This window comes from Sorangium sp. So ce362, from assembly GCF_051519845.1.
Lineage (GTDB): Bacteria > Myxococcota_A > Polyangia > Polyangiales > Polyangiaceae > Sorangium.
This window is the reverse complement of sequence record NZ_CP150332.1, coordinates 10549408-10572979: the sequence shown is the minus strand read 5'-3', so window position 1 is coordinate 10572979 and position 23572 is coordinate 10549408. Positions and strand designations below refer to the sequence as shown.

At 71.6% G+C, this 23572-nt stretch carries 19 protein-coding genes; 13 read left to right on the top strand and 6 right to left on the bottom strand.

What is annotated here, in order from left to right; all coding sequences use genetic code 11:
* Positions 1-296: 296 nt before the first annotated feature.
* On the bottom strand, positions 297-1286 hold the full coding sequence (locus tag WMF17_RS40700; RefSeq protein WP_437646409.1) for a hypothetical protein: 990 nt from the start codon (positions 1284-1286) through the stop codon (positions 297-299).
* A gap of 392 nt (positions 1287-1678) precedes the next feature.
* On the opposite strand from WMF17_RS40700, the gene WMF17_RS40695 reads away from it, so the two are divergent.
* A complete protein-coding gene (locus WMF17_RS40695; RefSeq protein WP_437646408.1) occupies positions 1679-1945 on the top strand; it encodes a hypothetical protein in 267 nt (88 codons plus the stop codon).
* Positions 1946-1963: 18 nt separating this feature from the next.
* Here WMF17_RS40695 and WMF17_RS40690 read toward each other — a convergent pair whose 3' ends face one another.
* Positions 1964-2788, bottom strand: a complete 825-nt coding sequence (locus WMF17_RS40690) for a thioredoxin family protein (protein WP_437646407.1) — start codon at positions 2786-2788, stop codon at positions 1964-1966.
* 568 nt (positions 2789-3356) lie between these two features.
* Between WMF17_RS40690 and WMF17_RS40685 the strand changes: the two genes are divergently transcribed.
* The 4 genes from WMF17_RS40685 (at position 3357) to WMF17_RS40670 (ending at position 9103) form a co-directional block, all read left to right on the top strand.
* Positions 3357-5348, top strand: coding sequence for a transketolase (locus WMF17_RS40685; RefSeq protein ID WP_437646406.1), 1992 nt, complete (start codon positions 3357-3359; stop codon positions 5346-5348).
* A gap of 37 nt (positions 5349-5385) precedes the next feature.
* Complete coding sequence (locus WMF17_RS40680) at positions 5386-6669, top strand: ATP-binding protein (protein ID WP_437598867.1); 1284 nt, start codon at positions 5386-5388, stop codon at positions 6667-6669.
* A complete protein-coding gene (locus WMF17_RS40675) occupies positions 6666-7208 on the top strand; it encodes a response regulator transcription factor (protein WP_437598865.1) in 543 nt (180 codons plus the stop codon). The genes WMF17_RS40680 and WMF17_RS40675 overlap by 4 nt, the downstream gene beginning before the upstream one ends.
* 68 nt (positions 7209-7276) lie before the next feature.
* Positions 7277-9103, top strand: a complete 1827-nt coding sequence (locus tag WMF17_RS40670; protein ID WP_437646405.1) for a glycoside hydrolase family 15 protein — start codon at positions 7277-7279, stop codon at positions 9101-9103.
* A gap of 217 nt (positions 9104-9320) precedes the next feature.
* Here the strand turns inward: WMF17_RS40670 and WMF17_RS40665 are convergent, their stop codons facing one another.
* Positions 9321-10016: a hypothetical protein gene (locus tag WMF17_RS40665; RefSeq protein WP_437646404.1), complete on the bottom strand. Its 696-nt coding sequence runs from the start codon at positions 10014-10016 to the stop codon at positions 9321-9323.
* A 937-nt stretch (positions 10017-10953) separates the two neighbouring features.
* Complete coding sequence (locus WMF17_RS40660) at positions 10954-13017, bottom strand: carotenoid oxygenase family protein (protein ID WP_437598862.1); 2064 nt, start codon at positions 13015-13017, stop codon at positions 10954-10956.
* Between the two features lie 291 nt (positions 13018-13308).
* On the opposite strand from WMF17_RS40660, the gene WMF17_RS40655 reads away from it, so the two are divergent.
* The 3 genes from WMF17_RS40655 to WMF17_RS40645 all read left to right on the top strand — a co-directional run bounded on the left by WMF17_RS40655 (position 13309) and on the right by WMF17_RS40645 (position 15383).
* Positions 13309-14430 carry a M50 family metallopeptidase gene (locus WMF17_RS40655; protein ID WP_437598861.1) on the top strand — a complete coding sequence of 374 codons (1122 nt, stop codon included), beginning with the start codon at positions 13309-13311 and terminating at the stop codon, positions 14428-14430.
* Between the two features lie 128 nt (positions 14431-14558).
* Entirely contained in the window at positions 14559-14915 is a 357-nt protein-coding gene (locus WMF17_RS40650; protein ID WP_437598859.1) for a hypothetical protein, read from the top strand.
* A gap of 33 nt (positions 14916-14948) precedes the next feature.
* The gene (locus WMF17_RS40645; protein WP_437598858.1) at positions 14949-15383 is read left to right on the top strand and encodes a hypothetical protein; all 435 of its coding nucleotides are present in this window, start codon (positions 14949-14951) and stop codon (positions 15381-15383) included.
* Positions 15384-15643: 260 nt separating this feature from the next.
* On the opposite strand, the gene WMF17_RS40640 is transcribed toward WMF17_RS40645, so the two are convergent.
* The gene (locus WMF17_RS40640; protein WP_437646403.1) at positions 15644-17071 is read right to left on the bottom strand and encodes a sensor histidine kinase; all 1428 of its coding nucleotides are present in this window, start codon (positions 17069-17071) and stop codon (positions 15644-15646) included.
* A 122-nt stretch (positions 17072-17193) separates the two neighbouring features.
* On the opposite strand from WMF17_RS40640, the gene WMF17_RS40635 reads away from it, so the two are divergent.
* From WMF17_RS40635 to WMF17_RS40620, 4 genes are all read left to right on the top strand, one after another.
* Complete coding sequence (locus tag WMF17_RS40635; protein WP_437646402.1) at positions 17194-19365, top strand: putative metal-binding motif-containing protein; 2172 nt, start codon at positions 17194-17196, stop codon at positions 19363-19365.
* Between the two features lie 48 nt (positions 19366-19413).
* Positions 19414-20346 carry an ABC transporter permease gene (locus WMF17_RS40630; protein WP_437646401.1) on the top strand — a complete coding sequence of 311 codons (933 nt, stop codon included), beginning with the start codon at positions 19414-19416 and terminating at the stop codon, positions 20344-20346.
* The gene (locus WMF17_RS40625; RefSeq protein ID WP_437598851.1) at positions 20343-20996 is read left to right on the top strand and encodes a hypothetical protein; all 654 of its coding nucleotides are present in this window, start codon (positions 20343-20345) and stop codon (positions 20994-20996) included. The genes WMF17_RS40630 and WMF17_RS40625 overlap by 4 nt, the downstream gene beginning before the upstream one ends.
* Positions 20997-21430: 434 nt before the next feature.
* Complete coding sequence (locus WMF17_RS40620; RefSeq protein WP_437598850.1) at positions 21431-21907, top strand: hypothetical protein; 477 nt, start codon at positions 21431-21433, stop codon at positions 21905-21907.
* Positions 21908-21960: 53 nt separating this feature from the next.
* Here the strand turns inward: WMF17_RS40620 and WMF17_RS40615 are convergent, their stop codons facing one another.
* Positions 21961-22578, bottom strand: coding sequence for a TetR/AcrR family transcriptional regulator (locus WMF17_RS40615; protein WP_437598849.1), 618 nt, complete (start codon positions 22576-22578; stop codon positions 21961-21963).
* 101 nt (positions 22579-22679) lie between these two features.
* On the opposite strand from WMF17_RS40615, the gene WMF17_RS40610 reads away from it, so the two are divergent.
* The gene (locus WMF17_RS40610; protein WP_437598847.1) at positions 22680-23420 is read left to right on the top strand and encodes an SDR family oxidoreductase; all 741 of its coding nucleotides are present in this window, start codon (positions 22680-22682) and stop codon (positions 23418-23420) included.
* Positions 23421-23572 lie beyond the last annotated feature (152 nt).

Sequence of the window (23572 nt, the reverse complement as noted above, 5' to 3'; positions counted from 1 at the left end):
CCGAACGCCCGCGACCCAGACAGTCGCCGGGTTGCATTGTGCCATCGCGACCAAAATTCTCACACAATCCAGAGGGTCGGAGACAACGTGTTCCGGCGGCGTCACCGCTGGCCCCAGGCCGGCGAGCAAAAGCCCGAATACCGCTTCTTTCATCGCGCTCAGCGTACACTCTCTCTCACGCGGGGACGAGACGGAAGACATGGCGGCTCTTGCGGACGGAGCGCGTGGTTGTCGAGCCACCCATCCCGCGCTTCATGAGACACACCGGCGATGGCCCGCGGCTGCGTCGCCGGCGCTCACCATCGCACGCGAACCCCCACGCCATGCGTTCCCAGCCCGAACTGTGTGTCGTTCGGCAACCACACGTAGAGAAGGGTGCCCACGCCCGCCGTCGCGCCCACGAGTAGCGCGCCGGTCCCGAGAACCCTCATCAGCTTTCCGTTGGCAGCATGTTCAGTTCGATCGCTGAAGTCGGGCGGAGGCGTTGCGCCGTCCGTCGCCAGCTGACCTTCACGATGCCCAGCCGCCATGGCCTTTTGCTCATACCCCTGCGCGCTCTGCAGGCACATGGCGCTCGCGACCAGCATCCCCGCCGAGGCCATCGTGCCTGTGATGACCATCCGGAGATCCGGCCCGGGCCGGGCTGCCCCCTGCGGCGGCCCCTTCGGCGCCGCCGGCCCAGGAGCCCGAGGCCCAGGGGCCTCCTCGGGCGCCTGCGCGTGGTCCGCCGGGGCCGGCGTGTCGAGCGCGAGCGGCACCTGCTTCGACTCGCCCGCCTCCTCCTGCACGCTCGCGCGCGGGACCTGCCCATCCTCCCCGACGGCTGTCACCTCGTGCTGGCCGGGCGGCACGTAGGCGCGGCTGCTGCCATGCTTCACCCCGCGGCCGTTCACGAGCATGCCCGCGACGCCGGGCGGCGGCACGAAGACCACCTCGTCCACCCGCGTCCGGGCACGGGCGAGAGCGGCGTGACGCCGCTCGTACAGGCTCCGCTCCTCCTTCGTGCGCGGAGCCGGCATGTGGTCGACGCATTGCGACAGCTCCACCATGGCCTCGGCCCAGCGCTCCATCCGCGCGTCGAGCTGCCCCAGGGTGCACATCGCGACGTTCGACCGCTCGATCTCGTAGACCTCGGCCCACAGCTCCCGGGCCCGCGCGATATCGAGGCGAGCCACTGCCGCGTCGGCCTCACGGATGAGCTCTTTGACGGGCCGGGAGCGCTCGGGAGGCGCCGCCGCGTGTGCGTAGGCGGTCGCGAACAGCGCGAGGAACAGCGCTGTTCCCAACGGAAAACAGGTTGCTGGCCGAGGACTGCGCATGCACCACCCTGGTCAACCGACGGCGCCCGGCGCACGCGACAGCGCACGGTGGCGGGAGGTCCCTCTTACCATCGTCCGTGCGTGCCTGGCCAGACGTTTCTGGATGCCGGAGGCTCCGCGCGACATCGAGCGTTGCATTGTATCTTGGGGACAGAAATTCTCATCCGACGCGCATCGACGGCAGTCCCGTGATGGCATCACCGCTTGTTCCGGACCGGCGAGATCGTGTACGCTGGGACGCGACGGGAGGGAGCGCCCAGAAGGGACGGGGAGGATGGGGGCTGCGAGCCCCCGCGCGCGGCGAGGTTCGTCGAGCGACCGGCTGGAACCGCTCCAGACGTCGAAAGGTGGAGGCTGCCATGAGAAAGCCGCTTGGCGTCACGATGTTGATCTGCGCCGTTTCTCTTCATGGGTCAGGCTGCGTTGCGCCGTGCCCGGTGGTAAAGGAGCCAGGCTGCGACCAGACGGATGCAGACCACGAATGTCGCGATGTCTGCGTGGGTGAGGTGCGAATGGACGATCATGAAGAGGACGAGGACGCGCGGGAACCTGATGCCCCTGCAGAAGAAGACGGTCAGGCGGGAGGTCAACCGTCCGACGAGGCCGCGGAAGCAAACAAGGGATGAAAAGCAGACGAGCGCGGCTCAGCGGGCGTCGCCGGCCGAAGTCTGGTCACCCCGCGGCAAGTGCGCGCTCGACGGGGAGCTTTGCCCCGACGTCACGTCCCGAACCCATGCCAAGAGATCTGGATACCTACGATATTTACCGTTCCGTGCCACCTCTTCTCCATCCTTGAGGAGAACCAGCATCGGGAAGGTCGTGATTTCAAACCTCTCGATCAGCTCCCGGTGCCGATCGGCGGTCAACCTCCCCACCCGAATCTCGCCTCGATGATCACGCGCGAGCTTCTCCAGCTCGGGCGCCATGATTTTGCAAGGACCGCACCAGTGGGTCATGAAATCCACCAGAACAAGCCCGCGGCTGGTTTCAGCGTCAAAGTTCGACTGAGTGAGGATCGAGACGTGATGTTCCTCCCTCGCGTCGCGGGGTTCTGCGCCCGTCAGGCTACGAACACACTCCAGCAGACCCTCGAAATAGTACCTCCTTAAATAGATCGCCGGCAAGAGCTCCTCCGGCGTCCCTCTCTGCAGCAGACCGTAATATTTTCCGTCCGCGGACTGCTTCTGCGGGTTTCCCATCATGAGCTTGAACGCCAGCATCCGGGACAGCACCTCGCGATCGCCGTCAGCGCAACGATCGCGCGGATTGCCGGGAGCATCGGAGGGGGAATGAGCGTAAATCTCGGCCTCGAGCAGGTCCAGCCGGTGCAGCTCCTCTTCAAGCTGCATCTCTCCCACCACTTCGGCGCTCGCTGCGGGATCGGGCTGCCCGTGCCGAGATCGCGCGCCGGTAGAGGTGCAGCCCACCACCGACATGAGCAAGAGCGCGGTTGTCACTGCTTTCATCATGCCCAGCGTACACTGCCTCTCGCCCGGCACCCAGAGGAAAGACCTGGCGGCTCTTGACGGCGGGACAGCGGTCGCCGGCCGAGAGCGACATCGGATCACGAGCGCCTTGCAACGAGCAACGCGACAGCGCGAACGATTCTTGTGATGATGGGATTCGATGCCAGACGGAATTCAGGTCAGAACTTCCTCATGACGTGGGTCGGACCGCCCAGCGCGTGCACGGTTGCGCACCAGCCTGCGCGGGGCGCATGCTTGTCAACCCCCTGGCTCCGGCTGCCTGTCCACGCCCGCGTCGTGGCGCGGCCGCGCGCGCTGTTCTCCGTGCTCCGGCCGCGGTGAGCAGGCTCGTGCCCGCCAGCCAGATGCACGCTTCGCACGCGGTGGCACCCTGATTGCTTCAACCCTGCTTGCATCAAACGGCAAGGAAACGGCGAGGTCAGGTGCAGCCATGGCGCAAGAGGTCCCCAAGCCGCCCGAGAAGAGACGGCCAAAGCACGTACGCAGCCCCCTGAAAGATGCTATGCCGAGCCGTCCCAGGGGGGCGCCTGCGCAGGATGATCGAGAGCAGATGCCGAGGGCCGAGAAGGGCCGCTCGCCCGCGCCGCCCGGCGAGAGGTCGACCCACGTGCCCCACGACGCGCCTCCGCGTGAGCACGGATCGCGCGGTGGAGACGACCGGACCGGGGAGCGACGCCGGAGGAGCACCGAGCAGGCGCACGATCCTCGTGAGCTCGCTCAGCAGCTTCGCGTCGATAGCCTCCGCGCCTCGACGAGGGCCGGCTCCGGTCACCCGACCTCCAGCCTGTCGGCGGCCGATCTCATGGCGGTGCTCCTCTGCGACTACCTCCGCTGGGACCTGGGCCATCCGGAGAACCCGAACAACGATCACGTGATCTTTTCGAAGGGTCATGCCTCCCCTCTGCTCTACGCGATGTTCAAGGCGGCGGGCGTCATCTCGGACGCGGAGCTCCTGTCGTTCCGGCGCTTCCGGAGCCGGCTGGAAGGGCACCCGGTGCCGACGCTCCCCTGGGTCGATGTGGCGACCGGCTCCCTGGGTCAGGGGCTCCCCTTCGGCGTCGGGATCGCGCTCTCCGGGAAGTATCTCGAGAAGATCCCCTACCGTGTCTGGGTGTTGCTCGGCGACAGCGAGATGTCCGAGGGATCCATCTGGGAGGCCTTCGACCACGCGCGCCACTATCAGCTCGGCAACATCATTGCCATCCTCGACATGAACCGTCTGGGGCAACGCGGACAGACCCCCCTCGGCTGGAACTCCGCGGCCTATGCGGAGCGTGCCCGCGCGTTCGGCTGGCGTGCCCTGGAGATCGACGGCCACGATCCATCCGCCATCTCCGCCGCCTATGCCGAGGCCCTCCGCGCGCCGGATGCCCCCGCGCTGATCGTCGCGCGCACGATGAAGGGAAGAGGCGTGTCCCTCGTCGAGGACAAGGACGGCTGGCACGGGAAGGCGCTCGACGAGGCGCAGTGCGCGAAGGCGATCGAAGAGCTTGGAGGTGTGCGCGACATCGTGATCGAGCCCGAGGCGCCGGCGCCGGGTCAGCCTGCTCCGCGGCCCACCACCGAGCCTCTGAGGCTCCCCACTTACGAGCGCTCCACGGACGTCGCGACGCGGAGAGCCTACGGCGACGCGCTCAAGGCGCTCGGCGCTGCGCGCGCGGACATCGTCGCCCTGGACGGCGAGGTCAACAACTCGACCTTCGCCCAGGAGTTCGCGGAGGCTCACCCCGACCGCTACTTCGAGATGTTCATCAGCGAACAGCAGATGGTGGCCGCCGCCGTCGGGATGAGCGTCCGGCGCTGGTCGCCCTTCGCGTCGACGTTCGCCGCCTTCCTCTCGCGCGCCTACGATTTCGTCCGGATGGCCGCTGTGTCGAGGGCCGATATCCGCCTCTGCGGCTCGCACGCGGGCGTATCCATCGGCGAGGACGGCCCGTCGCAGATGGGGCTCGAGGATCTGGCCATGATGCGCGCCGTCCACGGGAGCACCGTGCTCTATCCGTGCTGCGCCAATCAGACCGCGCGGCTCGTCGCCGCCATGGCCGACCAGGAGGGCATCGTCTACCTCCGAACGACGCGCGAGAAGACGCCTGTCCTGTACGGTTCGACCGAACCGTTTCCCATCGGGGGGAGCAAGGTGCTGCGCGAGGCGCCCCACGATCACGTGACGATCATCGCGGCCGGCATCACCGTCCACGAAGCGTTGAAGGCCCACGCAGCGCTCGAGGCGAGCGGGCTCTCCGCTCGAGTCGTCGACGCCTACTGCGTCAAGCCGATCGACGCCGCCGGCATCCGCGCGGCGGTGCGGGCGACGGCTGGAAACGCCATCGTCGTGGAGGATCACTGGGCCGAGGGCGGCCTGGGCGACGCCGTGCTCGAGAGCCTGGCTGGCGAGGAGCCTGTCGCCGCGCGCGTCGTGCACCTCGCCGTGAGGGAGATGCCCGGCTCGGGCAGCCCAGCCGAGCTCCTGCATGCGGCGGAGATCGATGCCTCCTCCATCGCTGGCGCAGCGAGGCGCCTTTGCGCGCTCTCGCCGTCTTGAGCGCGGTCCTCCCGGCTTTCGCGCTATAGTCTCGGCCGTGACGCACGACGCTTCCCTGGATCGGGCGCCGGCGGGCGGGATCGTCCTCCGGTGGCTCGTCGGATTGCGCTGGGCGGTGTTCGCGCTGCTCGCGGCGACCCTGATCGTCGACGAGGCGCTGTTCGGCTACCACGTCCGGTACGGCATCGCCGTGCCCATCCTCGTGCTGGCCGGCGGGCTCAACCTCGCCCTCGCCCGGCGGGTGCGGTCCGAGAAGGGCGCGCAGAGCGCGCTCGTCGCCGGCGTCGTGGCCCTCGACCTCGTCGCGATCGCGGGGGTCCTCGCCGCGTCGGGCGGCGCGGGCAACCCGTTCAGCGCCCTCTTCTTCGTGCACGTCGCGCTCGCCGCGGCGCTCCTGCCGGCGCGGACGACCTTCGCGCTCGCGGCGCTCGCGGCGTGCCTGTTCGCGGCGCTCTTCGCGCTCCCCACCGGCGCGTGCTGCCCGAGCCACCCGGAGCACGGCGCCTTCTCGGCCCACCTCTACGGGATGCTCCTCGCCTTCGTCCTGAGCTCGTCGCTCGTCGCCTACGTGCTCCTCAAGGTCCGCCGCGCGCTCGACGAGAGCGCGGCCGAGAACGCGGCGCTCCGCCGGCGCGCGGAGGAGGCCTCGCGCTTCCAGGCCCTCGGCGCGCTCGCCGCCGGCACCGCGCACGAGCTCGGCACCCCGCTCGGGACGATCGCGGTGCTCGCCGGGGAGAGCCTCCACGACCCGGAGGCGACCGACGCCGCGAAGCGTCGCGCCCGGACGATCGCGGAGCAGGTCGAGCGCTGCCGCGTCGTGATCGCGCGCATGCGGGCGGACGTCCGGGCGGACGAGCTGCGCGCCGGGGTCGAGGTCGGCGCGGCGGCCCTGCGCGGCGTCGAGGCGTGGCGGGCGGCGCACCCCGGCGTCGCCGTCGAGGTGCGCGGCGACCTCGCGCCGCGGCGCACGGTGCCGCTCGACGCGGCCGACATCGAGGCGGCGCTGTTCGCCCTGCTCGACAACGCGCTCGCGGCGCTCGGGCCGGCCTCCGCGGCCGCGGGGCCGATCGTTGTCACCGTCGGGGACGAGGGCGGCGCGCCGGTGATCAGCGTCGAGGACGGGGGGGCGGGCGTCCCGGCGGGCCTGGAGGGGCGGCTCGGCGAGCCGTTCGTGACGACCAAGGCGCCCGGCGAGGGGATGGGCCTCGGGCTCTACCTCGTGCGGACGCTCATCGAGCAGGTCGGCGGGCGCCTCACGGTGTCGGCGAGGCAGCCGGCCGGCACGCGCGTCGCCCTGCGCCTCGCGCCGGTGGACCCGTGAGCACGGAGCCCGCCGGCGAGCCGACGCTGCTCATCGTCGACGACGACGCGACCTTCCGGTCGGCGCTCGGGCAGGCGCTCGTCAAGCACGGGTTCGCGGTGTTCCTCGCCGGCAGCGCGGAGGAGGCCGCGGCGATGGCGCGCGAGCACGTGTTCGAGTACGCGCTCGTCGACGTCCGGATGCCCGGGCAGAGCGGGATCGACCTCGTGGGGACGCTGCGGAGCCTGGATGACGGCATCCGCATCGTTGTGTTCACGGGGTACGGCACGATCGCGAACGCGGTGGCGGCGATCCGGGCGGGCGCCGTGGATTACCTGACCAAGCCGGTGGACGCGGCCCGGTGCGCGCGGTCGCTGCTCGGCTTCGCCCCGACGGCGAACGGCGACGAGGACCTGCCGTCGCTCGAGCGCGTGGAGTGGGAGTACCTCCAGCGTGTGCTCGCCGACAGCGAGGGGAACATCTCGGAGGCGGCGCGCAAGCTCAGGATGCACCGGCGCTCGCTCCAGCGGAAGCTCTCGCGGCTGCCGCCGCGGTCGTGACGGCAGAAACCGCGGATGATCGCGGCGGGGGCTGTTCCTCTCGGCCGGGCCGGCGCTATGAACAGGCGATGCCCTACAAGCCCATCGAGTCCTACGGCATCATCGGCGACCTGCACTCTGTTGCGCTGGTCGGGATGGATGGCTCCATCGACTGGTGCTGTCTGCCCCACTTCGACTCGCCGAGCGTGTTCGCGGCCATCCTGGACGACAAGCAGGGCGGCAGCTTCGCGCTCGCGGCGGCGCACACCACGTCGCGCAAGCAGATGTACATGCCCGACACAAACGTGCTCCTCACGCGCTTCCTCGACGTGGACGGGGTCGGCGAGGTCTGCGATTTCATGCCGATCCATCGGGACACGTACGGCGACTACCGCCGCGGGATGCACCAGATCGTCCGCGTCGCGCGGGCCGTCCGCGGCGCGGTGCGCTTCCGGCTCTCCTGCCGCCCCGCGATGGACTTCGCCCGCCGCCCCCACCGCCTCCTCCTCGACGATCCGCGCGGCGCCGTCTTCGACTCGGATGGCCTCGACCTCGCGCTGATCAGCCCGGTTCCCCTGACGAGCGACGGCGCCGGCGGGGTGACCGCCGACTTCGTGCTGCAGCCGGGCGAGTCGGCCACGTTCGCGCTGCGCCAGGTCGAGGACTGGACGGCGAGCGACGGCCTCCTCTCCATGCCGATCGACGGCGAGGACGCCCTCCGGCGCACGGTCGATTTCTGGCGGAAGTGGCTCGGCAAGTCGCGCTACAAGGGGCGCTGGCGCGAGATGGTCGACCGGTCGGCCCTCGTCCTCAAGCTGCTCACGTTCGAGCCGACAGGCGCGATCGTCGCCGCGGCGACCACCAGCCTGCCCGAGGAGATCGGCGGGGCCCGCAACTGGGACTACCGCTACGTCTGGGTGCGCGACGCCGCGTTCACCCTCTACGCCTTTCTCCGGCTCGGCTACACCGAGGAGGCCGCGCGCTTCATGGAGTTTCTGAGCGCCCGCGTCTCCGAGGAGGACGGCCCCACCGGGCCGCTCCAGCTCATGTACAGCATCGAGGGGCGCCACGAGCTGCCCGAGCTCGCGCTGACCCACCTCGACGGCTACCGCGGGTCGCGGCCGGTCCGGGTCGGCAACGGGGCGACAGCGCAGCTCCAGCTCGACATCTACGGCGAGCTCATCGACTCGGTGTACCTGTTCGACAAGTACGGGTCGCCCATCTCCTACGACTTCTGGCGTGAGCTCCAGCGCATGGCGACCTGGGTGTGTCAGAACTGGGAGCAGACGGACGAGAGCATCTGGGAGGTGCGCGGGGGCAAGCGGCAGTTCGTCTACTCGAAGCTCCAGTGCTGGGTCGCCCTCGACCGGACCCTGCGGCTCGCCGACAAGCGCTCGCTGCCGCTCGATCGCCCGCGCATCGCGCGCACGCGCGACGCCATCTACGAGGCGATCATGACGCACGGCTGGGACGCGGAGCGGAGGACGTTCGTGCAGTCCTTCGGCTCGAAGGCGCTCGACGCGAGCAACCTGCTCATGTCGCTCATGCGCTTCATCTCTCCCACCGATCCGCGCATCCTCGGCACGATCGACCGCACGCTCGGGGAGCTCGCGAGCGACACGCTCGTTCACCGCTACGAGCTCGGCAAGGGCGCCGGCGACGGCCTGAGCGGCAAGGAGGGCACGTTCAGCATCTGCACCTTCTGGCTCGTCGAGGCGCTGGCGCGCTCCGGCCGCCTCCACGAGGCGCGCTTCATCTTCGAGAAGATGCTCACATACGCCAACCACCTCGGGTTGTACTCCGAGGAGATCGGGCCGAGCGGAGAGCTCCTCGGCAACTTCCCGCAGGCGTTCACCCACCTCGGGCTGATCAGCGCGGCGTTCTACCTGGATCGCGCGCTCGGTCAGGGCGGCTGAAGGGGTCGGGGTCTCGCGCGCTCCCCACCGGCGAGCGGTGGGGCGGCTCCTGCGCGAGCGGTGGAGGGGAGAGAGCAGCTACCGGCAGCCTGGGATATCCAACCCCAGGCTGCCGGCGCCCGGGAGCAACAGCGATTGAGGAGGGCCGGAGCGGCGCCGCGGGATCCAGAGAGGCGGAGCCTCCGGCGCCGGCCGGCGCGGTGCGGTCAGAGCGAGATCAGATGCCGAACCCGCCGAACCCGCCGAACCCGCCGAACCCGCCGCAGCAGCCGCCGAACCCGCCGAACCCGAAGCTCGGGATGAAGCTGGTGATCGACGTCGTGACCGCCGTCAGCCCGCAGCCGCAGCCGCCGAAGCCGCCGAAGCCGCCGAAGCCGCCGAAGCAGCGCTCGCCGTCACGCTGCCCGGTCTCCTGCCCCACCATGCCGCCCGTCTGCCCGACGCCCAGCTGTCCGATCTGCGCCTGCGCGCCGGGGCCCAGCTGGCCGATCTGCGCCTGCGAGAGGTCCTGCAACTGGCCCACCGCGCCCTGGCTGATCTGCGCCGGGCCTTGCGTGGCATAGCCGCCCTTGCCCGGGAGGCCCTTGCTCGGCAGGCCACCCTTCGTCGGGAAGTGACCCTTGCCGGGCAGGAGCTCGCCCTTGCCGAGCAGCTCGCCCTTGCCGGGCATCGGGACACCCTTCGAGGGCAGACCCTTGCTCGGGGGCAGACCGAGCTTGCTGGGCCCCATCTGGCCGACCTGCGCCTGCGACTGCGACGCGTACCCGCCGCGCTCGGCCTCTTCCAGCGCCTCGCTCGTGGCGTCGACGCTATCCTCATCCAGGTCGAAGTCCTCATCCGAGCCGACCGCGCACCCGGCCCCGAGCGTCAGCACCATCGCGAGACCCATCATCTTGCCGTGAATCGAGATCATTGGTCCTCCCCGGTGTCCCTGATGAGCCTTGCGGCCCCCGAACACCTTGGCTCACCTCAGAGCAGGCTGTGTGCCTCGCACCTCTGTGCAGAGGCTGCCGCTCCGAAATCGCATGAATTCGCGGATGGCGTTCGCGAATTAGGCGCTCCTCGGATCTGCGCTCCCTTTGTATTTCTCCACGATTCGATCTCGATGGGCCCGGTCGAGGCGCGCCGCGCGCGCGCCGCGGCAGCCGCGCGGCGCCGCTTTCGCGATGGAGGAGGGGATCGATGCCCCTCGTCGCGGGCCTTTGCGCGGGAAGAGAGCCGCGCGCCGAGGCCCTCGCGCGCGGCGCACCGCGATTGGCGCGCCGTGACGCGGTCGCGCGCAGCGGCCGCGGCGAGCGCACGTGTTCTCAAAATAGATGGAACCTCCCGCCGGACCCAGAGAAACCACGGGCTCCGCGCAGCGCCGACGCAATCGATCGCGCCGTCCGAGGGAGACGTGCGCGCTGCGCCCTGCCTGCTCAGCGCCGGGCGTTCCGACACGTTTGTGCATCCGTTTACCCGTGAAAGCGGAGACCTCGACTCCGGTCGGAAACGTCCGCCGTCGTCACCCTCGTTCCCTCCGCGACATCATCGCACCGGCGTCGCGGCGCCCTCGGTTCGCGTCGTTGCGCGCTTCCGTTCGCGCGCCAGCGTTTCCGGCCCGGTCGCGTGTCCGCGGCAGCCCGCGCGGGGCGCAGCGCGGACGTAACCTCCCGGGCGGCAGGCGGTGAACGGCGTCAACGCGTCAGGGCGTGAAGCGCTGTTTGCCGCCCGGCGCTCGAGACGCCCGTCGCGCGCGCCGGGCGGTCGAGCTACGGCGAACTACGGCGAATCAGCGCGCTCGGCGCTGGCCGATCGGCGGTGGTGGAGCGTCGGCTCGAGCTGTCTCGACAAGGGTTTGCAAGGGCGGCTCAGGCGAACCGCGGATAGACCGCCTCCTCGAACAGCGCCTTCACCTGGTCGAGCGGGGCCTCGGCCACGAAATCCTCGTAGTCCTCGCGCACTGGCACCTTGTATCCAGCTCTCCACGGCGGGGCCGCGTTGAGCCACGCCGTGTGGAGCGTGAGCCCCGGCCGGAAGGCCGGGTGCCCCAGCTTGCAGAGCGGCCCTCGCGCCAGGTTCGTCGCGTCGAAGATCCAGACCTCCGCGCGCTGCGGCGTCGTGACGAGCGCGACCACGTACCCGTCCGTATCTGCCCCGCTGCCGCCGCGCCGCGGCACGAACTGCAGCGAGCTGAGCCAGCACCCCACGGCGCGCTGCGGGAACTCGTAGCGATCCTCGATCCGCATCGCGCGGTGGTTGAACCGGAACAGGCTGTCGGGGTGCCCGCCCTCCGCGCGCATCCGCCGGAGCGCCGCCATCGGCAGCGATCTGTGCGGGTGCGCCGCGTAGAGCCGGTCGATGAACTCGGTCGAGAGCTCGTCCCAGATGCCGCAGCCGCGCCAGTAGACGTTCTCGATGCGATCGGGCGGCATCCACGACGGGCCCGCCTCCCGGTACGCGTAGAGGCCGAGGCCGAGCGCCCGCGCAGGATCGGCGAACACCGCCTGATCCACGACGCGCTCGGCCGCCGCGTCCAGGGTGTACCGGCCGATGCGGTTCACGTCCGCCTGCCCGGTCGGGGACAGCCCGCGGAGCCGCGGCGGCGCCGGCGTCCTGTCGGCCGCGTGCCGGTCGTAGGGCCGGAGCCACTCGGCGTGGTCGGTCGCGCAGTTGTGCGCCGCGTGCACGGTGATGCGGTCGCCCGCGTCCTCGTAGTCGACGAGGAAATGGAGCGTCTCCAGCGGGACGACGACCTTCTTCACGACGACGGATCCGCCGCCCGGCCGGAGCGCGTCCCGCCGGACCAGGTAGAACGTCGTGCTCGGCTCGTGGGGCATCGTGAGCAGCGACCGGAGGAGGCGATCGACCCCGGGGCTCTCCCCGGGGCTCTGGCAGGCCACGCTCTCCAGCCCGATCCGGAAGGCCGTGTCCGCCAGCACGACCCAGCGCCGCGTCAGTCCGAGCTGGTGCACGCTCTGCTCGATGCGCACCGGCGCGCCGCCCGGCAGGAGGAGCGCGTGCCGCTCCGGCTCGTTGTGGCCGTCCCAGCGCAGGAGGTGCACGAAGTCGCCCGCCGCCTCGTCGAGCGGGACCCCGCCGAAGCGCGCCGCCTGCCGCGCGAGGAGGTCGCCCGGGCCGGGCGGCGCGCTCGGGCGGAAGCGCGCGGGCAGGAGCTCGAGCGCGCGCTTCGCGAAGAGCTCGAGCCGATCCGCGCTCGGCCGGAGCAGCTGCTGCTCGACCATCGACGCGGCCGCCGACGCGAGTCGATCCCAGGAGCGCGGCAGCGCGGCGAGCTCGTCGAGCCGCGGCAGCGACGCGGCGAACAGGTGGAGGAGCGAGCGGCCGTAGTTGACGGTGAGGAGCTCACCCCGCTCCGCGTCGAAGCACGGGTGCGCGGTCGCCAGCGTCATCGGAAAGGGGTGATCGACGGGCGCCGCCGGGTACCACGTGCTGTTGCGCCCGACCGGCGTGACGAGCTCGAGCGTCGCAGGGTCGATCTCGTAGGGCCTCCCCGTGTCGCCCGTGACGAGGAGGCGTGCGGGCGCGCGGGGCGCGTGCATCGGCACGAACGCGTGATTGAGGTGGTTCCGCTGGCCGAGGTGGGGCGAGAAGCGGAGCAGCCCCGCGTCGCGGAAGCCGAGCGCCTCGAAGCGCGTGCCGGGGCGCGAGGCGGCGTCCGCGTGGTGGCAGGGGGATCGCGCGAGCCTCGAGGTCAGCCGGACCGCGCTGCCGCCGCCGAAGTCGAGCCGATAGATCATCCCATTGCCATTGAGGATCGGCGCGCCGTCCGCCCTGGGCAGTCCGCCGTCCACCGAGCCGACAGGACCGATCGCGAACACATGGCCCGTGAGGTCCCTGGGCACGCCGCCCGAGATCGATGATTCCAGGACCGTGAGCTCGACCCGCGTGAGCTCTTTGGTGCTCGCTGCCATCAATGCATCGGGGACACGCTGGCGCATGACGACCTCGGTCACACAAAGCTACGCCAATCCGCGGCCGGTGGGGGCGCCGCGCTGCGCTGCGCGTCCTCGAATGCGTGCTCCTCGCGCCGGGTCCCGCCTGGGACGGACGCGCGCGTGCGCTGGAGTCCGTCCAGGCGCTGCGTGGGCCTCTGCATTGCGCCGCGCATCTGCGAAGAGGCCCTGATTTCCATGCGCCGGCGCCGTCTCGGCGGCTTGCGAAGGTGCTTGTCGGCCCCATCTGTACCCGGGATCAGGAGGCATATGTTCGACCAGGGGCTGACAGTCCTGCGCATCCGAGGAATCCCGATCCGGCTGCACATCTCCTTGCTGATTTTCCTGCCGTTCGTCGCGTACGTGGCGGCGTCGCAGTTCTCTTTCATCGCGGCGTCGCTCGAGATCCCGCGCGAGGCGCTGCGCCTGCCGCCGCTCGCCTGGGGGGCGATCCTGGCGGTCGGCCTGTTCGTCGCCGTGCTGGCGCACGAGCTGGCCCACTCGCTCGTCGCGCTCAAGAACGGGATCCGGGTGCGCTCGATCACGCTGATGATGCTGGGCGGCGTCTCGCTGATGGAGCGCGACGATCCCGAGCACGAGGCGTGGATGGCGTTCGCCGGGCCGCTGATGAGCTTCGTAATCGCGCTCGGCAGCTACGGCGCCTATCGCCTGCTCCCTGCGCCGGCGGAGGTCGGCGTGGCGCTCCTGGCCTTCGCGATCATGAACGCGATCCTCGGCGCGTTCAACCTGCTGCCGGCGTTCCCGATGGATGGCGGCCGGGTGCTGAGGGGGCTGCTCCTGCGCCGCATCGGGCGGGCGCGCGCGACGCGGGTCGCGACCACGATCGGCAAGATGATGGCGGTGGTCTTCGGGCTCTTCGGCCTGCTCTCGTGGAACGTCATCCTGGTGCTCATCGCCGTGTTCGTCTACATGGGCGCCTCGGCCGAGCAGGTGCGCTCGAGCACGCACGATCTCCTCCGCGGCATTCCGGTCCTGCGTTTGATGACCGATCGGATCGGCGACGCGTATGCGGACGAGAGCCCTCGCGCGGTGGCGGAGCGGCTCTTGCGCCACAACCTGGTCGGCGCGCGGGTCATCGACGATCCCCGGGAAGGCGAGGGGCGCCGGGAGATCGGCGTCGTCACGGTCTGGGATCTCGCGCAAAAGCTCGGGCGCGGCGTCGCGCCGGAGACGGTCGGCGCCGTGATGTCCGTCAATGTGCCGAGGGCGCGCGCCGGCGACGACGCGTCCCGCTCGTTCGACGCGCTGGCGAGCGGCGAGGCGAGCGCGGTCGCGGTGCTCGACGAGGGGGAGCACGTGATCGGCCTCGTGACGTCGGCGGAGATCCAGCGCGCGCTCGCGCTCGCCGGCGCGCTCGGCGCGCCCCGCTGAACGCCCGTCGCCGGAGGTGCCGAGTCGCGCTGGCACTCGCGTTGCTGATCTGCGGTCCGAGGAGCAATGACGTGAAGCAGAGCAACAACGTGACTTCGCCCGTGCGAAGGCGGCCCAGGTGTCTCGCGATGATGAGGTCCGCGCTCGCGCCGCTCGCGCTCGCGGCCGGCGCCTCGCTGCTCATGGGATGTCTGGGCACGATCGCGACCGAGGGGTTTGTCGTGTCCGGCTACCCGGCGGTGCGCGCCGAGGTCGTCCCGGTGGAGATCGCGGCCCATCCGCGCGTCTTTTTCCGCGGCACCTATGCGTATCTGGTCGACGGCCGGTGGTTTTACCCGACGAACCGGGGCTGGGTCGTCTTCGAGAGGGAGCCGCCGGAGCTCAGGCGTTACCGACAGACGTTCCGGACGTCGCCGCGGTATGTGCCGGAGCGTGAGCTGAGCTATCCGCGCGAGCGGGGGCGCCGCTTCTACACGCCGCGTTGATGGTTGTGCAGCTGTGAAAGGACGGGTTCGAGGATGAATCAGGAGAAGAGCGTCTTTCCCCTCTGCGGTCTCGCGCTGTCGAGCTTTCTGGCCCTGGGGTGCGTCTTCGACGTGAGAGAGGATGCACGACCCCGGCCGCGTCCGGACGTGGGGAGCCTGACGGTGCAGTGGACGGTGAGCCGCCAGAGCGAGGCGCGGGCCTGCGACCGGCATAGCCGTGGTGGCGCCGATTTCGAGCTGATCATCTACCGTGGCAGCCGCGAGGTGGCGAGGGAGTATGCGCGCTGCGAGGACTTCATCATGACGGTGGATCTTCCGCCCGACGAGTACAAGGCGTATGCGACGCTCGTTGCGCGGGGCGACGACCGCCCTGTCACCACGACGCTGCCGCTGGAGGAGATCGACATCGTGAGGGGCGCTGAGCTCAACATCGACGTCGACTTCCCGGCGAGCTCGTTCCTCAGATGACGGCCCGCTCTCCACGAGACCCGTATCGCCCCGGCCCGTCCCCGACCAAGCCAACACAGAAGCGACGCCATCCGACTCGATATCTCAGACCGTAGGCGCTCGGAGCCCCTGTTCGCCGCGCGGCGCGGGGAGGGCCGATGTCTGAGCCCATTTGCCCTCACTCGTCCGGCGAAGCCGGAGGAGTGAGGGCTCAGGCGAGTCCGGCGGGGCCCCCGCGCCGCGCGGCGAACAGGGGCTCCGAGCGCCGGGCAGTCCCGGAGCTAACCCGCCCTCGGGATCGTGAGCCGCACCCGCGTCTCCCCCCGCGGCCCGTCCTCGATGACGATTCCGTAGCTCGTGTGCGCCGCGATCGCGTGCGCCGCGATGAGCGGCACCGCCGGCGGTCTTCCCTGCGCGACCGCCTCGAAGTCGCGGCTCAGCACCACGCTCCGCGCCGCCGCCGGCAGCGGCGGCCCCGCGTCGTCGAATGTGATCTCGACCCCGCCCGGCCCCTCGACGAGGGTGACGACCACCTCGCTGCCCGGCGGGGACGCGCTGATGGCGTGATCGAGCAGCGCGTGCAGCAGCACCGTGAGCGCGCCCTGCGGCACCACCTCCTGCGCGCTCTCCGGCGCCTCGACCACCACGCGCACGTCGTGGCGGGCCGCGCGCGCGAGGTCGTCCTTCACCACGTCGCGCAGCACGTCGGCGACGTCGCAGTGGCGCGGGAACTCGTGGAGCGGACACGAGCCCAACCTGGCGAGATCACTCACGATTTCCGATGCCGCCGTCACGTGGCGCCCCACCGAGGACGCCGTCTCTCCGGCGTCGCCGCCGTGCGACCGGAGCGGCGCGATGTCCCGCCCGATCGCCGACAGGATGCCGCGCAGCTGGGTCCCGAGCACCCGCACCGCGGCCACGAGCACCGCGAGGCTGTCGCCGCTCGGCGGCAGGTGCGACACCGGGTCGCTGCCGCTCAGCCGCGACACGACGCCGGCCAGCGAGCCGCGCTCGCGCTCGCCCTCGACCCGCGAGAAGACCGCGGCGAGCTCGCGCGCGTAGGCCTCGCCCTGCGCCTGCGCCGCGGCCAGCTCCTTCTTCAGGCTCTCGAGCTCGAGGCGCTGGAGGTCGACCTCGGCGGGCAAGGTCAGCGTCTGCATCAGCCCGTCGAGCTCCATCCGGCCGCCGTAGCGCAGCGCCATCCGCGACAGCCACACCCGCTCGGTCTCGCAGTTCACCGGCGTCTCCGGCCCGAGGTTGACCCGCACGCTCACCTCGGCGCCGACGCGCTGGATGCTCACCTCGGGCGCCCCGGTCTGGCTCGTGGGATCGCCGCCCTGGGCGATGAGCACCTGGAGCATCCGCCGGAGCTCGGTCTCGTCGCCGAACACCGTCGTCCCTTCGCCCATCTCGATCTGCACGCGCGCCTCGGGCGCGACCTCCCAGAGCAGCGCGGTCAGGTCGACGCGGCCGCGCCGCCCGCGGGGCATGGGCCGGCCGTGGAGCGAGGCGAGCATGGTCACGGCCTCGTCGAGCCGGTTGAGCGTGCTCTCCACGCCGCCCGCGCTGTCGTCCGGCGATGGAGTCGGTGGCGGCGAGGTCTCGGTCGCGATCATCCCCACGCCCTGGCGGAGCTTCTGGGCGGCGCTGCGCGCCTCCTGGGCCAGCAGCCACGTGAGCTCGGGTCGGGTCAATCTGTCGCTGGTCACCCTGTTTTTCCCTCTATCCGCCACGCTCCGCGGAATCGCGCGACATGATGCCAGACGTGGCGGTGCCCTGCTACGCTCATTGCCGCTCACCTCGTTCGATGCGGACTCGCACTTCTTCCTCCTTGACGCGTCTTGTTCTCCTCTGTGGCGCCGCCGCGACGGCGGCGCTGGCGGGCGCCGCCTGCGGCTCGAGCGCCCCGAGCCCCTTCCCGTCGGCGGGCGGAGCCGGCGGGGCCGGCGGCGAGGGCGGCGCGGGCGGCGCAGGAGGCGGGCAAGCTCCTGCGGACCCGACGCTCGGCGGCCCGTGCGTCGACGACGACCAGTGCGAGGACGGATTTCCCTGCACCTTCGACGCCTGTGACACCTCCGCAGGCCGGTGCCGCTTCACGCCGGACGACAGCGCGTGCCAGAACGACGTCTACTGCGACGGCGTCGAGCGCTGCAACCCGCGCCTCGGCTGCTTGCCCGGCGAGCCCATCGCTTGCGGCGACGGGAGCACCTGCACGATCGACGCCTGCGATGAGCCGACCAGGACGTGCTCGAGCGCGCCGCGCGACGCCGACCTCGACGGCGATCCCGACGCGCACTGCGGCGGGGGCGACTGCGACGACGCCGATCCCGCGGTGTCCTCGTCGCAGCCCGAGGTCTGCGGGAACGACCGGGACGACGACTGCGACGGGCGCGTTGACGAGGACGACTGCGTGTCGCCGGAGCACGACACGTGCGCCGACGCGCTGGAGATCTCGGCGCCGGGCTCGTACGCGATGACGACCGCGGGCGCTGGCTTCCATTACGCGAGCTCGTGCGGCCTGCCCCGTCCGATGAGCACGCACGACGTCGTGGCCGCGGTGCTCCTGCCGCCGGGGCCGCCGGTCGACGTGCAGGTGACCGCGCGGACCGAGGGCACCGACGTCGCCGTGACGCTCGCCGGCCAGTGCGGCGACGCCGCGACGGAGCTCGCGTGCGGGCGCCCGCTCCCCGGCGCGGACGGCGGCAAGCTCGCGAAGCTCCGGGGCCGCGGCCTCGGCGATCCGGAGCGCGCGACCGCGCTGCCGGTCTACGTGACGACCGCGGAGGGCGCGCCGGTCGTCCTCGACGTCGCCTTCCTGCCGCCCTCGCCGGCGCCCGAGAACGAGACGTGCGGCACCGCGGCGCTCCTCGAGCCGGGCGAGCCGGTCCTGGCGACGATCCTCGACGCCGCCCGGGATCTCGGGACCGCGTGCGAGACCGACCTCGGGGAGCTCGTCTACACGTTCGAGCTCACGGAGCCCCGGGACGTCGACCTCTACGCGATCTCGACCGACGGCGACGGCGAGCCCTCGCTCTCGCTGCGGTCCGCGGCGTGCGCGCTGCCCGAGGACGAGCTCACCTGCCAGACGGCGGCGGCGCCGCACCTCTTCCGGCGCGCGCTGCCCGCGGGGTCCTACGCCGTCGCGGTCTCCGCGACGGCCCCCACCTCGGCGCTCGTCACGCTGGAGCTCGCGCCGCCGACCGATCCGCCGCCGGACGAGGCCTGCGCGGAGGCGGCCGTGCTCGCGCCGAACCGGACGGTCTCGGTCTCGCTGCTCGGCCACCAGGACGACGTCGATCTCGGCTGCGGCCCGTCGGCCGTCGACGCCGTGTACGCGCTCGAGCTGCCGGTCGCGTCCGACGTGCTCCTCGTCGAGCGGCTGTCGGCCGGCGACACAGGCTCGATCGCCCTGTCCTTGCCGGCGTGCGGCGGCGCGGACGACCGGCTCGCGTGCGGCGAGGGCGCCGTCAGCCCGCTCCGGAGCGCGCGGCGCGGCGTCGCTCCGGGCTCGTACCGCGTCGTGGCGGAGGCGCAGCTCGGCCAGCCCGTGAGCGTGACGGCCTTCGTCCGGCCGGCGGCGCCGCCCACCCTGGTCCCCTTCTCCGACGCCTGCGAGGGCGCGCTGGAGATCCCGGAGACGGGCGGCTTCTTCCAGGGCAACACGACAAACGCCGCCGCGGACTTCGACGCGGGCTGCGACCGCGCCGGCACCGACGATCGCGGCGCCCGGGACCAGCTCCTGAAGCTCACGCTCACCGCGCGCAGGCGGGTCGTGCTCGACATGGCCGGCTCGGCCTACGAGACGCTGCTCTCGGTCCGCCGCGGCCCGGGCTGTCCCGGCACCGAAATGCCGCTTTCCTGCACCATCGGTACGGACCCCCAGCGCAGCTTCCTCGATCTCGTGCTCGATCCGGGCGTCTATTACCTCCAGATCGACGGCCACGCGCTGGCGCATGGCCTGTGGTTCCTCGACGTGAGGGTCGTCGACGCCGTCGAACCCTGACCCGCGGCCCTTTGCAAGCTCCCCCTCACCCTTGCTAACGTCGCCCCGATGTTCGGCCGCATCTCCGCGATCGCCCTCAACACCTACCGGGAATCGCTTCGTGCGCGCATCCTCATCGGCCTTGCGGGCGTCGCCTTCGCGGTCGCTTTCTACTCGATCATCGTGGGCGCCTACACGCTCCGCAACGGGGCGCGCGTCGTCAGCGACCTCGGCGTCGCGTCGATCTCGCTGTTCAGCATCGCGGTCGCGGTCATCATCGGCGCGACGTCGCTGTACCGCGAGCTCGAGCAGAAGACGATCTTCCCGATCCTGGCGCGCCCGGTCCGTCGCGGCGAGTACCTCGTCGGCAAGTACCTCGGCACGTTGCTCACGCTCGCGGTGTTCATCCTGGCCGACACCGGGCTGGTGCTGCTGATCAGCGCCGTCCTGGCCGGCCGCCCGCTTGCGCTCGTCGCGGGCGCCGGGGCCGCCTCGCTCGCGGTGCTCGGCCTCGCGGCGTGGCGTTCTCCGCGGGCGCGCACGTACGGGTTCATCCCGTGGTCGGCGGTCTTCCTCGTCCTTGGCGTGCTCCTCTCGGCCGGCGTCCCCACGGAGCGGCGGGTCGTCCTCGCCGGCAGCGCGCTCGCGTTCCTCGAGATCGGCATCGTCGCGGCCGTGGCCACGCTGTTCTCGTCGTTCTCGACGCCGTTCCTGTCCTCCTTGCTCACGCTGGGCGTCTTCCTCGTGGGGCGCAACGCCGACTCGCTCGCCCGGCTGCCGGTGAAGTACTTCGGCCCTCAGATCAGCGCTGCGGGGCGCGCCCTCTCCAGGGTCGTGCCCAACCTGCAGATCTACGTGCCGCCCCGCCCGCTGCTCGCGGGCGAGGTCGTCGACGCGAACCTCCTCGTCTACCTCGGCTGGGCGGCGATCACGTGCGCCGGCTGGGTGCTCGGCCTCCTGGCGGTGGCGGCGTTCGTCTTCAAGAAGCGCGACTTTCTGTGAAGCTCTCGGTCGTGCTCGGCGTCGCGCGCGGCTTCGCTGTCGCCGGTTTCCTCCTCGGCGCGGCGTCGCTGCGCGTGGTGGTCGCGGGCGAGGGGGAGATCGCCGAGAGCACGGCCGCCCTGCGCGCCGGCGATCCGCACGCGGCGGCGCTCCACGCCCGGCGCGCGGCGGGCTGGTACGCCCCCGGCGCCCCGCACGTCCGCGTGGCCTACGAGCGGCTGATCGCGCTCGCGACGGCGGCGGAGGGCCTCGGCCGGGCCGACACGGCGCTCTTCGCCTGGCGCGCGGTGCGCACGGCCGCCCTGGAGACGCGGTGGCTCACGACGCCGCACGCGGAGGAGCTGGAGCAGGCCAACGCGGCGATCGCCCGGCTCTCGGCGGCCGCGCCGCGCCCGCCGGGCACCCGGACCGAGCCTGCGGCCGCGATCGCGCGGGAGCACATGGCGGCGCTCGCGCGCGACGACGCGCCGCGGGTCGGCTGGGTCGTCGCGCTCGTGGCGGCCTTCGTGGCGTGGGTCGCGGGCGCCATCTGGGTGGTGCGGCGCGCGGTCACCGTGACGGGCCAGTGGGTGTGGCCGCGGGCCGCGCCGGGGCTCGCGGTGTGCGCGGCCGGGGTCGCGGTCTGGCTGCTGGCGATCTGGCAAGCCTGACGGCGGCGGCGCGCCGCGGGCCAGGTCGCCCGAGCGGGGCGAGCGGGGGGGGCTGACCGCGATCAGGGTGAAATGGGCGGATCGCGATCAGGGCAAAATAAGGCGATCACGGCGAAACGCGGCGGATCGAGGTGAAAGGGGGTGGGCGGTCAGGACAGCCACACCTGGGAATCCACGGGAGGCGGCGTCTGCTGCTTGGCTGGCACGCGGCATTGTAAAGCCGCGATGCGCAATACATCGATGCTCAGGGAGCAGCGTTTGCAGCGCTCCGTTCCGAGGAGGTGGCCAAGAACCGCACCGGACTGGCGATTCACGCGCGGGGGGAATACCGTCGCTCGGGCCACGTCACACGGGCCGAGCGCGCGGCCCCTGGGGGCCTCGGCTCGTGGACGCGACCCGATCTCGCACCGCACGGTGTCATCTCGAGAGGCAGGATGATGAACAAGCTCGCTCGCATCGCATCAACGCTCGCCGCGCTCGCCGCCCTCACGGCGGTCGCCGCCCCGGCCGCCGCCGCTGCCGAGGAGACCACCGCGGCGGCCGCGAAGGCGCCGCGTCACGGCCGGGGCAAGGGCGCGCCCCGGTTCCCGCAGGACGCTGCCAGGTTCAGCAAGCGGGTCGACGAGAAGATCGCGAAGCAGCGCGCGAAGGCCGAGGCGAAGATGGAGAAGCGCGGCGTCCCGGCCGCGCGCCGCGCCGAGGTCCGGAAGGCGCTCGACGACGTCCAGGCCAAGGTGCGCGCGGCCGTGGACAGGGCTGCCAAGGACGGCGTGATCACCCAGGAAGAGGCGAAGCAGGTCCGGAAGCTCGCGCGAGAGGCGCGCAAGGCGATCGGGCGGCAGCTCGGGCTGGAGAAGAAGCCGAAGCGCGAGAAGGGCACGAAGCGACCCGCCGGGGTCCAGATCCTGTAACGCCACCGAGGGCGGGAGACCTGGACGTCGGCCGGCGGCGTGCCGTCCCCGGGTCAGACCGCGGCGCGCGGCCGCGCCAGCGTGTCCCAGGCGGCCATGGCGCAGTCGACGATCGTCTCCAGGGCCTCGCGCGAGGCGCCGTCGCGGGCCTGGATGGAGAGGCCCTGGAGCACCGTGGTGTAGAAGGCGGCGAGCGCCGCCGTGTCGGTGCCCGGCGGCAGATCGCCCTCGCAGACGCCGCGATCCAGCCGCTTGCGGAGCGCGTCGAGCGCGCCCCGCCGGCACGCGGCGAGGTGGCCGCGCACGCCCTCGCTCTCCGGCGTGCCGAGCGTCGCGGCGAGCACGATCATGCAGCCGCTCGGCTTCTCCGGGTGCGCGTACGCCTCCACGTTGCTGCGCAGCATCGCCTCGACCGCCCTGCGCGCCGTCGGCTCCTCGCGGAGCGCGCGGCTCGCCGCCGCGCCCTCGACCTCGTCGTAGAGCGCCACCGCCTCGCGAAACAGCGCCTCCTTGCAGCCGAACGCAGCGTAAAGGCTCGGCGAGTTGATGCCCATCGCGGCCGTGAGATCGCTGAGCGACGTGCCCTCGTAGCCGCGCTCCCAGAACACCTCCATCGCCCGCCGCAAGGCGGCGGCCCGATCGAAACCGCGCGGGCGCCCCCGTCTGGCCATCACGCGGACCTTTCTGTGCCGATCGGTAAATAAATCGGTTGACGTCCGTCCGCCCTGCGACGTATACGTTCTGTGCTGATCGACACAGAAATGAGGTAGACATGCTGGAGCTTGCTGGCAAGGTGGCGCTTGTGACCGGAGGCAGCCGCGGGATTGGCGCGGCGATCGTCAAGCGGCTGGCGCGGGACGGGGCGGATGTGGCGCTGACGTACGTGAGCGCTCCCGAGAGGGGGCGCGGGGTGGTCGCCGAGGTCGAGGCGGCTGGCCGGCGGGGGCTGGCGATCGCGGCGGACAGCGTGGATCCGGCGCAGGTCGTCCGCGCCGTCGAGCGGACGATGGCCGAGCTTGGCCGGCTGGACGTCCTGGTCAACAACGCCGGTATCGCCCTCATGGGGCCGCTGGAGGCCGTGACGCTCGAGGACGTGGACCGGACGCTGTCGATTCACGTGCGGGCCGCCTTCCTCGCCGCCCAGGCCGCGGCGCGGTACATGGGGGCGGGCGGGCGCATCATCAGCATCGGCAGCTGCCTCGCGGATCGGGCGCCGGGGCCGGGCACCACCCTGTATTCGATGAGCAAGGCGGCGCTGGTGGGCCTCACAAAGGGCCTGGCCCGCGATCTCGGGCCGCGCGGCATCACAGCCAACCTCGTCCAGCCGGGCCCGATCGACACGGACATGAACCCGGCTGACGGCGCGGGCGCCGACAAGCAGCGGAGCCTGCTCGCCGTCGGCCACTACGGCACCAGCGACGATATCGCCGCCACGGTCGCTCACCTTGCCGGGGAGAGCGGGCGTTTCATCACCGGCGCGACGATCTCCGTCGATGGCGGCTTCACGGTCTGAGCTCGCCACGGCCTGGGCTCTGCTCATCGGCGCCGGTCTCCTGGGGACGCTTTGCGGCAAGCGCGTATTTCGATATCCGAGAGACTTCGGTCGAGAGAATCCTGTGGCTCGATTGTGACAGGCACCGACGCTGACCACCGCCCTTCGCGGCG